Here is a 14,314-nt window from a genome sequence, read left to right as displayed (position 1 = left end):
GATTTCCCCCTCAATCGAATATTTATAGGCTTTCATAAAAATGCTTCATCTCTTCGAACTCTTCCAAATCCAGATCATCTGCCCCTACGTCTGTTGGTGTCAGTTCCTGACCGGACTGATCAAGGCAATGACGAATGGTATTCAACAGGTGTGTTTCGAAGCGGGAGAAAAGTTGTTTGATCGTGCGCTCTTCATATGCATTCCTGTCATAGGATATACGGATACTTAATTTTCCGTCCTCCAACCGGCTATCCATATAAAGAGCATAAGATGAACCATTAATCACATCCTTGGTACCTGGTCCAATTTCAGCTTGCAGCGGCGATATAGAAAAATAAACCGATTCCGGGTGTGGGGAGTCTATATAACGGAAACCAATTTCCGGATGACGAAAACGTTTAGAATCTGTTGGATTGCTGGCTTCGGTCAGATATCTCAATGCACCGTAGCCCAATCCGTGATTTGGAACCTGCCGAACCGTTTCCTTCACACGCTTGAGCAACAGCGCTATATCATCCGCAGATTTGATGTCCAGAACAACTGGATACACGGACGTAAACTGCCCTACCGTTCTGGAGATATCCAGCGAATTTGTTTCAGCCTGTTCTCGGCCAGGGTTCTCCACGTAGAGTGCAATCCGTTCTTGTCCTGACCATTCGGATACTGTTTGCCCCAGTACGGACAGCAGTACTTCCTCCGGCACGGTATTATAGGCATGATTGACCTGTGTCATCAGATGCTGGGTTTCGTCTGTTGATAATTGCAGGTGGAGCTGATGTGTTTGTCTCTCCGATCCAGAATCCGTAATGACTTCATGGTCTTTGGGAAGCGTTCTCCACTCTGACAACTCTATCTTGTTCCAATAGTCCTGCTCCTTGAGCAGCTCTTTACTATTCGCATAATGCTCAAGATGCTCTGCCCACGTTTGGTAAGCGTTCGTTTTGTCCGGTAAGACAATCGTTTCCCCATCCAGAGCTTGTCCGTAGCCTGTTGCCAGATCTTCGAGCAAAATATTCCATGAAATGGCGTCAGCCACTAGCGGGTCTACAGCAAGGAAAAGATGATCTCCGCTATCCAGACGGAAAAGCCCTGCCCGAACTCGTGGTCCTTCAAACAGCCGCAGGCTGCTTTGAATCCGTTGACATTCAGCTTCCATCTGGCTGCGTGCTTCGCTTTCCGTTCCCGTAAGCGACAGTACCTCCAGCGTGATTAGCTCCTCATGCAGTCCTTTGTGAGCTTGCGTAACCGCCCCGTCAGCCTGTTGTAATAAGCCAAGGCGCAGAGCATCGTGGTGCTCTGCGATTTTCTTCAATGCGGCTCGCAATGGCTGCTCGTCAAAGCCCGACTTTGCCAACAGCAGTACCGACATTGCGGCAGGAAGTGCCTCGGATGCTGGATAAAGTTCAAACCAATCGATTAGATGTCGTTGTATCGGTGTCAGTGGCGCCTCCCCATCTACTGGGCTTTGCTCAATCGGACGGGCCAGTGCTTCTGCATAGCCGCTCAGGATTTCAATGGACGGGTGCTCCAATACGTGCCGGATATCTAGTGAATACCCGTGAAGACGCATACGCGCGATGACTTGAACGGCTTTAACAGAGTCGCCTCCGAGCAGGAAGAAGTTATCCTGAATGCCTACCTGCTCGCGTCCCAAAACATCTTGCCATACGGCGGCCAAAGCCTCTTCCACATCATTTCGTGGCGCTGCATAGGCCACCCCCGGTCGGAATAGCTCTTCAGGCTCCGGCAATGCTTTTCGATCAGTTTTGCCGTTCGGTGTCAACGGCATCTGATCCAGAAACACGAAGTGAGACGGAACCGAGTAATAGGGAAGCAGCTTGGCGACATGTTCATGAATTGCCGTCAGGCTGGGTGCTTCTTCTGTATTCAGTACAATGTAGGCACATAGTACTGATTCATGATTTTGGCTTTCATTGGCAGTGACAACAGCCTCCTGAATTGCAGAATGGCTCATCAAGGCATGTTCAACCTCGCCCAGCTCAATCCGGAATCCGCGTACTTTTACCTGATGATCGATTCGGCCGATAAACTCCAGGTTCCCATCTGCTTTCCAGCGAGCCAGGTCACCCGTTCTGTACATTCGTGTGTCTGTGGAGAATGGATTAATCACAAATTTTTCCGCCGTCAACTCCTCGCGGTTCCAATAGCCACGGGCCAGCCCTTCCCCTGCAATGCATAGCTCGCCCGGTATACCGATTGGCTGTAATCTGTTCTGCGCATCCATGATATAAATGTGCGTATTCGCAATGGGGCGTCCAATGTCAATCTGATTGGCATCGGTAAGTTCCTGCACTGCCGACCAAACCGTCGTTTCCGTAGGTCCGTACATGTTATAAATACGGGGGCCGTTCAATTTCTGCATTGCCTCCAGCAGCCTGGGCGGAAGCGCTTCTCCCCCAACCATAATTTCCTGTACACCTTGCAGCGCACGGGAGCCTTCTTCATGACTCAGCAGCATGTGCAGCCGAGATGGCGTCATTTGCAGCATGTCAATATGATGTGCAGTAATCAGCTCGCCAAGTGCCTGAGGATCGACCTGATGATGGCGGTCGCCTAACACGACGGTCATTCCGCCCAGCAGCGGCAGAATCGTTTCCAAAACGAAAATATCGAACGAAATGGTGGTTAGCGATAAAATCGTTTTGTTCGCTGCAAAGTCAATCACTTCACGCATTCCTGTAATAAAATTCAGCACCGAGCGATGCTGGAGCATAACTCCTTTCGGATTTCCGGTTGAGCCAGAAGTATAGATGACGTAAGCCAGATGCTCCGGCTGAGCAGTGGCTTCCAGATTGGTCCTTTCCCCTTGATATACTTCCTCATCTTCGATAAACAGGGTGTTGGCGCTGTAATGGTGTTCTCCTACCAGATCGCGACTGGTCAGGAGCACGGCAGCCTCACTGTCACTCAGCATATACTCAATACGGGCTGACGGATATTCAGGATCGATAGGCACATAAGCGCCACCCGCTTTTAGCACGGCGAGCAGACCGATAATCATTTCCGCCGAACGCTGCACCATCAGGCCGACTAGCTTATCGGGTCCTACACCATGCGCTTGAAGTATCCGTGCCAGTGAGTTAGCACGTTCGTTCAACTCCCGGTAGGTCAGACGCTGATTTCCGAACACCAATGCTATATGACCCGGCGTCTGTACGACCTGCTTTTCAAACTGCCCGTGAACTGTCTCATTGTGCGGGAAAGGTACGACGGTATGATTAAATTCGGTTAGCAGTAATTGCTTCTCTTCATCAGATACGATCATAATATCGGCCAACCGCACCCCGACATCCTGCGTCACCGTTTCCAAAATTCGCACAAAATGCTCTCCCAGCCGTCGGATGGTCTCCGGTTTAAACAGCTTTGTGCCATACTCCAAAGTGAAGGACAAACATTCTTTTTCCTCGGTCACATGCAATGAAAAATCCACCTTGGAGATACCCGCGTTGAATTCTTCCGGTTTAAAACGAATGCCTCCTGTTTCCAAAACATCTGTGCCGACATTTTGCAAACTGAACATCGTATCGAACACCGGGTTTCGACTTACGTCGCGCACCAGTTCCAGTTTGTCTACAAGCTCATCAAACGGGTATTCCTGATGCTCCAGTGCCAGCAGCGAGTTTTGCTTAACCTTCTGCAAAAAGGATTGGAACGTTAAAAAAGATCGCGGCTGATTGCGAAGAACCAGCGTATTGACGAACATGCCAATCATCGTTTGCGTATCCACATGCCGTCTTCCGGCAACAGGTGTACCCACGATAATGTCCTCTTGACCAGAATACTTGCCCAGCAGGACATTATAAGCCGCCAAAAGTACCATAAAGATCGTAGATTCGGTATCTTGGGCCAATTTGTAGAGTCTGTTAGTAAGTTTGGATTCCAAGGTGACGGTCAAGCTGTCACCTTCAAAGCTTTGTGTTTGTGGACGTGAAAAGTCCGTAGGTATATTCAGTATAGGAAGCTCGCCATTCAAGGTCTGGAGCCAATATGATTCATGCGCTTGCAATGCGTCGTCAGTGATCTGCTGCTTCTGCCAAGCAACAAAGTCTTTGTAATGAAGCTGAATGTTCGCAAGCTGTCTGCCCTGATACCGTTGAATGATTTCATCCAGCAGCACGGCCATGGAGAAACCATCGGACACGATGTGATGCATATCCACTAACAGTATGAAGCCACCTTCGATAAATTCGTACAGTTCGGCGCGGAATAAAGGAGCTGTTCCTAGGTGAAAAGGCTGAACAAACAAGGTCCGAGCCTGTTTTGCTTCTTCCTTGGAAATGCGGGTACACGGGATGTCGAATGGAATCGTGTCCCGAACTTTTTGTACCACTTCTCCGTCTTCCAGATCGAAATACGTCCGAAAGGATTCATGACGCAAAATAACTTCCCTAACGGCTTCAATGAAGCGGGGAACCTCCAGATCTCCCTCTATGAAAAGCTGACCTGATACATGATAGGCCTTTCCACCTCCCAACTGATCCAGCACGTACATTCTCTTTTGGGAAGAAGATACCGGATAGAAGGCTTGCGATTTCACAGATACAATCGGTTCGTAGGTCTTCTTTGTTCCACCCGCAATATATGTAGCCAGCTCTGCAATCGTTTGCAGCTCAAAAATGTGGCTAAGTGGAATGTGTACACCCAGTTCCTTATTGACTCTCGACAGAATGACCGTCGCTTTTAGTGAATCACCGCCCAGTTGAAAAAAGTTATCGTCATAGCTGATATCCGTTACATTCAGAACGTCCTTCCAAATGTTCACGAGTTGATCTTCTACGCCGTGGTTCTCAGAAGCGGTGTCTGTTTTAGTGAATATGCTTGCTTGTCCCGGCTCTGGCAAAGCCTGTAGATCAGGCTGACCATCCGGCAGAAGAGGAATATGATCCATAGGAATCCAAAAACGAGGCTGCGTATAATCTGGAAGAATTTCGATTACAGCCTTTTTCAGTGCGTCTTCTTCCCATGGCTTCGATGCGTTTGCGACCACATAGGCGGTTATATATGAGACTTTTCCAGCTTCGTCCGTTTGCGGTGTAATGACGCAGGACTCCAATTGGAAAGTTTGCAGTAGATGTTTCTCCAACTGCTCCAGATTAACCTGATGTCCGCGAATGTGGATGGCCCGATTTAAATTGCCAATATGCCGCAGCTTGCCATCGTTTTCCACGTAAGCCCATTCTCGGGTCGTTCCCAACAGGCCTGCTACTGAGGCTTGATACACCTCCCCTGCTGTCCCAACAGGTGCCAAATGCTTGTAGACATCGAGGACGCAAAGATAGTTTCCGTTGGCATCGGTATTTGCTGCCCATGCAGCTCGAAGTTGTTCGTTCTCCGGCGCACGGAGTAAAGTCAGCGTAGAAACGCGAGCCCCTTCTTCCTCTACCATGGAATGCAGCAGATTCAGGAAATATCCTGACCAGGCTTCGATAATGTTTGGCTGAAAAAGATCCGAATTGTAGTCGAAATCAAAACGTAATTGTCGCTGCGCCTCTGTCACGTTCAAAAACAACTCGTATTTGCTGAATGATACCTCATTCTCAACGAGTCCCACTTCCAGTTCATGGAATTGAAAACGCGGAATCGGTCGATCCATATTGAATACAGCGTTAATGACAGGCAAATGCCTCAGCCCCAGCTCAGCGAGTCCGGCAAAGCTGTACTTTTGAAAGCTGTCCAGTTCATTCATGCGCTTTTTGACTGTTTGAACATGCTCCGTAAAAGTAGCATCAGGACGCACTTCGCTGATCATCGGAAGCAAGTTGACACAGTTGCCGATCAGAGAGAAGGCGTCCATATGGGATTGTCCTGCGGTGGGAACCCCCACCGTTACTTCCTGCTGCCCTGTCAGCCGATGTAGAAAAATCTGAAAGGCGGATAGCAGCGTTATAAAAAGACTGCTGCCTAGCTTTATGCTGGCGGATCTCAATTGTTTAACGAGCTTCGCTTCGAGCATTATGGTATGTCTGCTTCCTCTGGAAGACGGAATTTGTATTCCCCTTACCGGAGATGGCAGATGGAGGACAGGCTGCTGCTTTTCTAGCACTGCTGACCAAAAAGCAAGGGCCTCTTTTTTCCCTGCTTTCAATTGATCTTGCTGCCAAACAACGTAATTCCGAAAAGGTACTGGATCGGGAAGGTTGTAGTCAGCATGTCGAACAAGCGCAGAATAGATGTGTTCCAGTTCCTGAATGAATACACTGATTGACCAGCCATCCGCGATAAAATGATGAAACGTAAAAACACCCAGATGCTCTTCATCCGATATTTTCAGCAGATGAATTCGGAATAATGGCTTGCCTGGCGTCATGGCAAATGGAGTTTCACTGTCCTTGATCATCCATGCCCGGATATGTTGTTCCTGTTCATCTGGGCGATAACTGGTAAAATCATGAAGCGGGATTTCCGCTTTCATCACAGGAGCGAACACCTGAGTTTCCCCATCGCCGCTCATAAAGATATGTAAGGCTTCATGACGATTTACAATGGTCTGGACAGCTTGGTTGAACGCCTGCTGCTGAAGTGGACCACGAAACCGCAACAAGGCGGTTTCGTGTAAAGATTGAGAGTCACTTCGATCTGAAACAGAAGCGAACCAAAGCTGCTTTTGCTCTGGAGTTAACGCAATAATAGTTTCTGCTGCTTCAGCCTCTGGAGGTACGGTTACAGGTACAGGTTGCTTTCCCGGTCCCGGGCCGTTTCCATTTGGGGGCGGGTCCGGTAAAAATCCCCCTTTACGCAGCTCGTTCACGCTATCCTTGACCGCTTGTACGATTCGCGCAATATCTTCCTCGGTATGGGCCGTGGACAAGAAGCAGTTTCGTCCCTCCCAGATATAGATGCCTTTATCCAGCATGTGATAGAAGAACAACTCCAGATCGCCTTTGAGCACGAAGCGGAATAGGGAGCCAAAGTGAACGACCTTCATAGGTACGCGTTCGTCAGTGAAATAGCTGTTCAACTCCGCTGCTAACGCCAAGGTGCGGCTGTTCAAGCGATTTTGCAGTTGCTCGCCATGCTTCTCCAAATGATCCAGCACCGCTAAGGATGCAGCCATTGCCAGCGGATGATGGCAGAAGGTTCCTGCCACAAAGGTTCGCTGCTGCTCATGCTGCGGATAGGAATCGTCCCCGAAGCTCCACGTGCCTCCGTCGATCCCGTTCATAAAGGCGGCTTTTCCGGCTACGATGCCGATGGGCAGCCCGCCGCCAATGATTTTACCGTAGGTCACGAGGTCGGCTTGTACCCCAAACCACGCTTGGGCTCCTCCGGGCTGAATCCGGAAGCCTGTAATGACTTCATCAAAAATGAAGGCAGTACCCGACTGCTCCGTTATCTGGCGAATTTCCTGCAAAAAGGCTTTAGGCTGAAAATCTGGTCGGCGGCTTTGTACCGGCTCCACTATAACCGCGGCCAGTTCATGCGCATGGGTGCGGATATAATCCAGAGAATCGTCCGCCCCATAATGAAGCACGACGACATCGTCCACCATATGCTGCAAGATACCTGGAGCTAGAGGTGTCGAATGCTCCTTGTCATCACCCGCGCTCCCCTGTGCCAGCACCCCGTCGAATGTACCGTGATACGAGCCAGCAAAAATGACGACTTTAGCTCGTCCAGTGGCAGCACGTGCCAAACGGAGCGCGACCATGACGGCTTCCGTGCCGGAATTATACAGGGCAATCCGTTCCACACCGGTCATCTTGCATATTCGCTCGGCGACTTGCCCAGCCATGTTGGACATGGGGCCAATACACATGCCGTTCTTCAGTTCTTTCTCAATTTTTTCACGAATAAAGGCTGGATTATGTCCAAACAGATTTACACCAAAGCCCATCGTCAAGTCGACATATTCATTGCCATCCAGATCCCAAATTTTTGAACCGTCTGCACGCTGGGATACAATTTGATACACCATTTCCTTCAAAACAGGCCGGAAACCAGCCACATTGCGGTTATTGGCGTATACGGAGCGATACTGCTGGGTGTACTGTTTGGTGCTACGCGTACGGGCCGTGTAGCGTTCAATCAGTTCTTGCAGGTGTTGTTCCTGACGGAGCGAAAGCAATTCACGTGCTTTAACATCCAGCTTTTTATAAGGCGTATACGGCTTGGCTTCATTGCCTGTCTGCTTGAAAACAGCCTTTACGGATGGTGCTGGTGCTAATGCAGCCGCGACTTTCTGCTTGGATTCGGTACGGATGATCTGCGCACTTTCACTACATGCCGATAGCAAAACGCCCGTTTCCAGGTTAAATGGCTCGGAAGCTATTACGGATGCAGATGGCTGATGCCGGAGAACATCGAGCTGCTGTGACATCAGATGTAGCTGTTGCTCCAAAATTCGCTCTACAGCCGCAGGAGTTGTAGCGTTTGGAAAGCTTTGAGCCCGTGTTTGCCCAGCCGTGTCTATGGCATAAACGGATGCCGGAACAGCGGATTCATGAGACGGTTGGGTTAACGGGAAAGCTGCATGATCAACCTGATTCAGAGTTGTTTCTGGACGATTTTCCACAGATTGAACCGGGGTTTCAGCAGAAGTGGAAATGCTCGCCCGTTCGGCTACGTAGCTGGCCAACAGCTCCAGCGTGGTCAACGATTCGAAAAATTCGTTCATTGGAACGTCCAGTCCGAAGGTATCCTTGATACTGTGGCGAACCTGGGACAAATTAATGGAATCTAGCCCAAGTTCGAGAAAATGTGTCTGCGGTTCCAGTTCCTCCAGGCTGAGCTGGGACACGTTACCGATCATTTTCGCTAACTTTTGAAGAATAGATGATTTGTGCTGATCGATAGCAGATGCTGGCGCTGAATACTCGTTCCCCATCATTCCAGACTCCTTTACTGTTGAGTTTTCATGAACTGGTACCTTCTGTTCCGTTCGAACCTGTTCGGGTACGTTAATCCAGCATCTTTTCCGTTCAAATGGATACGTAGGCAGAGAAACCTTTTTATAGTGCTTACCTGCATAGAGGGCATTCCAATCGATCTGCGCTCCTTGCACATACTTGGCAGCCAGTTGCTCCAGTGATTGCAACGTGTCCAAGCTTCCAGTGACCGTCTCTGTGCCACCAGCGCTATCCGCTTTCCCGGTGTATACACCATCGACGGCTCTGCCTTGTTCGTGCAACTGAAGCACCTTTGCTTTCAGCGCATCTGCTCCTGCCGCAGTCACCGCAATCCGGTGATTCAGGTGGCTTCTTCCCGTGTTAGCCGTATAGCATACATCCTTCATCACGAGTTCTTCCGCCCGTCTAAACCGTTCTGCGTACCGCCCGACCAGCTCGCGTAAAGCGGATTCACTCCGCGCTGACAGGGTCAGCAGCAGCGGTGATGATCCATTATTGCTGCCCGTGGAGGATTTATCCGATTCCGTCTTTGCAATATATTCCTCCAGTACCACATGGCAGTTTGTCCCGCTGAATCCAAAGGAACTCAGCCCGCTTCTTCTCGGGAAGCCGTTCGTCTTCCATTTCCTCAGCTTCGTATTGGCATATACCGGGGACTCCTCAAAATGGATCTTCTGGTTTGGTGTACGAAAATGAACAAGCGGCGCAATTTGCTGGTGCTTCATGGATAGCACGGATTTGATCAAACCCGCAATCCCAGCGGCTTCGTATAAATGACCGATATTCGTTTTGACCGTGCTGATGGCCACAAACTGCTTACGCTGTGTATGCTTGCGGAAAGCCTTGGTAATGCCGTCAATCTCAATCGGATCGCCCAGTTTGGTTCCGGTGCCATGTGCTTCGATACAACTTATCGTTTCAGGATCAATCCGTGCATCGCGCCACGCCTGCGAAATCACTTCTGCCTGAGCCAGCGCATTCGGCGCGGAAATACCAATCGTGTTGCCGTCCTGATTAATGGCACTTCCCTTGATCACGGCTAAAATGTTGTCACCGTCTTGTTCCGCTTTGCGCAGCGGCTTCAGTAAAACGGCTCCAACTCCTTCACCCCAGCCCGTTCCGTCCGACTGGTCGTCGAAGGCGCGTGCTCGATCATCGGAGGATTCCATGCCAATGCCCGCTTTCAGCGGCAGTAAAATCGTCTTCACTCCACCTGCCAAGGCCATGTCGCAGTCTCCGCTAAGGATGGACTTGCAGGCCAAATGCACTGCCACGAGTGATGAAGAGCATGCTGTATCAATTGTTAGCGCCGGACCTTTTAGATCGAGCAAATATGCAATCCTGCTGGAAATAATGGATGATAAATTACCAATGGCAAAGTTCGGCAGCGCGCCCGGTTCCACCTCAGACAACAAACGCTCGTATTCGAAGCTGGTTTTGGAGAAGCCGACATACACGCCGACCTTTTGGCCTGCCAGTTGCTTACCCCCATACCCCGCATCCTCAATCGTGCTCCAGGCTGTTTGTAGAAATAACCGTTGATTCGGGTCCATGAGTGAGGCTTCCCGTGGAGTCAGCTTAAAGAAGGAGTAATCGAATTTGTCTACTTCATCCAGATAGCCGCCTTCTGCAATTTGTATATTCCGTCCTTCCGTATTCAGACGGGAAATGAAAGCTTCGGCATCTTTTCTTCTTTCGTCGCTGTACGGGCCGATATTGTCAGCCCCTGATGCCACATTCGCCCAAAACTGCTCTAATGTTTCCGCTTGAGGAAACTTGCCTGACATGCCGATGATGGCGATATCCCGGACATTTGCTTCCTCCTTGGCCTCGGACTGTGCTGTTGCAGCCGGGTCGCTGCTCATGCCCTGACTAGAGATATATGCAGCAAGCTTGGCGATGGTCGGATAGGAAAAGAAGTCCGTCACCTCAATATGAATCCCTAATTGATCCTCCAACAGGTCCACAATTTGAACGAGCTGCAAGGAAGTCACTCCGATATCAAAGTAGCTATCGTCCGTCCCGATCGACTTTACATTTAAAATATCCTGGCAGATTCCAATCAGCTTCTGTTCTATCTCTCCTTGAGGTAAGACTACACGCTCAGCTGCTTGCATGACTCGAGTAGCCTCAGCCAGTGCTGTCAATATTTCATTAAATTCGCCCTGCTCATAACTCTGGGCTAATTTGAAGCGCTGAACCTTGCCACTGGTTGTTTTAGGAATACGCCGGATCGGAACCACATCCTGAATATGCCAACCTCCCCGGTAATTTAGATGACTCTTCAGCTTTTGGACAAGCGGTACAAAATGCTCTATCTTTTTCGTGTGCATCACAAAGGCAACAATACGATCCTGCCTGGTCTGCGCATCATGTACACCGCACACAGCTACTTTCCCGAGATCCACGCCATCCAGTTCCTCGGCAATCCTCTCGATGTCATGCGGGTAGACATTCTGTCCGTTCACGAAAATGATATCCTTGGCTCTACCGGTAATAGTCAGGCGGCCGTTCCGCATAAACCCTAAATCGCCGGTGATAAGCCAGCCATCCTCTGTTTTGACCTTCGCGGTAGCCTCTGGATTGTTATAGTATCCGGATGTCACATTTTTGCCGCGGATCTGTGTGTGTCCAATCACCCCATCTTCGAGCACCTGATTTTGTTCATCGCAAATGCGGACAGAGGTACTAGCCAGCGGATACCCCAAATCCACAAAAGTAAGACAGCGCTTGTCGGACTTGTCCACTTCTTCTATAGGTTCACCTACGTGTAACTGCTGCCGATTCAAATGAATGGGGATAAAGGTACTTTTGTCCAGAGGTGGAGAGGAAACGCCCACGCTCGCCTCTGCCAATCCGTAGACAGGCAACATCGCATTTTTATTCAAACCGTGAACACTCATTGCATCCATAAACACATGACAAAGCTCCACAGATACGGGCTCAGCTCCATTTAAGATCATACGGACACTTGACAAATCCCAGTTAGCTGCTGTTTCGGGTTTATGCTGATCGAGAAAAAATTTATATCCAAAATTGGGAGAGCATATTTGAGTCACCTTATGCTCCGATACTTTTTTTAGCCATAAAGACGGGCGTCTGATAAAAAGTGCCGTTGGCATAATCAAGTGCTTGGCATTAGCGATCACACAGGTTAAATGAAATGCGATCAATCCCAGGTCATGCGTAAGCGGCATCCAGCCCAAATAAGCATCCTTGGAGCTCATGCCCGTTTGATTTGCGATATCCCGAATATTGTAAACCAAATTTTCATGCGTCAGCATGACTCCTTTGGGATCACCTGTAGAACCTGAGGAAAATTGGATAAAAGCTAAATCCTCCGGTTTGGGTATATGGACAACACCTCTACTCTGATTGGAATAATCGAATATATGGCTTGAAAAAGTCGCTTTTTTAACGGGCTCAAAGGAATCCAGCAGTTCGTGCTGGTGCGAGTATTTTTCTAACTGTTCCAATACCTTGTCATCTGCAATCATATAAGGGCGGGAAAGTGTATTCCAGATTTTAAGCAATTTCATTTTATGCTCATCATTATTCCCTATGCTTACAGGAACAGGAACGATTCCACCAAGTAGGCAACCCCAAAATACATTCACAAAGGTATGATTGTCGTCGATCTGCATGATCAGCTCATCGCCAGGTTGTATCCCTTTTTCCTGTAATTCATAAAGTACCTGTGATGCTTGCTCCAGAAGTTTACAGTAGGATACGTATTCCTCTTGTTTATCACCAGAAATAAAGGTGATTCCGTTCTCATCCCGGCTTGCACGGTCTTGAATGATTTCAATTAAAGTTTGAAACTGTTCCATCCTGATCCCTCCTCAATTGCTCTAGCATTACTTTCTGCTCTCCTTCGGAGACCTGTTTGGTTTGCAACACCAGGCGAATACACTCCAAAATCTCCTGTCTTTGCTCAAAAGCAGGAGGTGAACCGCTCCCTGATTCAGAGCTTCGAAGTAATTCTTCCAGTCTTCGAACAGGTAAAATAACACCCTTTCGATAATCATCTTCATTCCAATTGGCATTGGGGGTAGATACCGCCAGTGAAAGGGAACGAGCAACCCAATCACGGATTGAGAAGCGGCGTTCCAGTTCAACGCGATCCAAGTCTCTATCCATGGACAGAAATTCAATGGTAGTGTCTATTTCCTTCGCCAAATTTTTCAGCACCGTTCGTGGACCTAACTCGATGCCTTGTTTCACGCCACGATTCGCCATATACTGCATGGTTTGAATCCAGCGAACCGGGTGAGTCATTTGCAAAATCAATCCTTGACGGATGCTGTCAACATCGGGGTATGGCAGAGCGGTCACATTGGAGATCACGGGCCACTTCGCCTCATTTAAAGTGTATTTTTGCAGCTCTGCGGCCAGTCTATCCGCAGCATGCTGCATCAGCGGACTATGAAAAGGGCCGCTGACCTGCAAGCGGGTAATTTGGGCCCCTCGCTGTTCTAACTCGCCAGCTACCACAGCAACAGAAGTGAGATGACCTGAAACGACGTACTGGTTAGGTGAATTGTAACAGGCAATGACAGCAGGCTGATCGACTGTAGAATGCAGACGACAGAATTCTTCCACAGCGCCTGGCTCAGCTCCGCGAACGGCAATCAAGCTGCCCAGTCCGGCCACTGCGGCTTCTTCCATGATGCGTCCTCGCTTTTGAACCAGTCGTAAAGCGTCGCTAAAGGATAGAACACCGCTACTTACCAGAGCTGAATATTCACCCAGGCTATGACCTGCTGAAAATTCAGGGATAATTCCGATTTCATGCATATAACGCCCGAATGCAATGACACTGATCGTGAGAAGTGCGGGCTGAGTATAGAATGTTCTGGATAGCTGGGTCATCGGACCTGCCATGCATAAAGCTTTCAGATCATATCCCAAAATATCAGCAGCCTCTTCGAACAAGCGATCCGCTTCTGCAAAGCCGCTATGCCACGTAGCCCCCATTCCTACATACTGAGAGCCTTGCCCAGGAAAAACCAAAGCCATGCGATTCATATCAAACCCCTTTCCACAAAAAAAATATGGATAAACAAAAAAAATCACATTTTATGTATGAATACATATATATGGTGACATTAAGAAGTAGAGAAAAATACAGTAAAAAAAACAACGAACTCGATTGCCAAAAAACAGTAATCGACATATGGCAGTGAATTGGTAATAGGGTTCCGTTCGTGGTGTGATTGTGATCAAAAGTCAGGTGTGTGAGTAGACTTGGAAGTGTAAAAACCTTGAGGTATACTAGAATTTCAGGCTTGGAACCTAAAATTCAGCATCATAGATGAATGTGAGAGAAATTGTTGGGGTTATACAGGATGTTTTTCGATGTAAGTATTAAATGAGAAATATTTTATTTATATAATAGATATGGACTCGAAAAATGTCAATATATTTTTAAATTCCTTTAATAAGAA

General features: G+C 48.6%; 2 protein-coding genes. Both read right to left on the bottom strand.

Features of this window, described 5'->3' with window-relative positions:
• Positions 1–22: 22 nt before the first annotated feature.
• Positions 23–12,697: a non-ribosomal peptide synthetase/type I polyketide synthase gene (locus AOU00_RS24710; protein WP_069291905.1), complete on the bottom strand. Its 12,675-nt coding sequence runs from the start codon at positions 12,695–12,697 to the stop codon at positions 23–25.
• Positions 12,672–13,895 carry an ACP S-malonyltransferase gene (gene fabD / locus AOU00_RS24705; RefSeq protein WP_069292114.1) on the bottom strand — a complete coding sequence of 408 codons (1,224 nt, stop codon included), beginning with the start codon at positions 13,893–13,895 and terminating at the stop codon, positions 12,672–12,674. The genes AOU00_RS24710 and fabD overlap by 26 nt, the downstream gene beginning before the upstream one ends.
• Positions 13,896–14,314 lie beyond the last annotated feature (419 nt).

The organism is Paenibacillus polymyxa, assembly GCF_001719045.1.
GTDB lineage: Bacteria > Bacillota > Bacilli > Paenibacillales > Paenibacillaceae > Paenibacillus > Paenibacillus polymyxa_B.
This window is presented reverse-complemented; position numbering and strand designations above follow the sequence as displayed.

Excerpts from the sequence above, each read along its gene's own strand:
- AOU00_RS24710 (WP_069291905.1), bottom strand. The coding sequence starts at position 12,697 with ATGGAACAGTTTCAAACTTTAATTGAAATCATTCAAGACCGTGCAAGC.
- fabD (WP_069292114.1), bottom strand. The coding sequence starts at position 13,895 with ATGAATCGCATGGCTTTGGTTTTTCCTGGGCAAGGCTCTCAGTATGTA.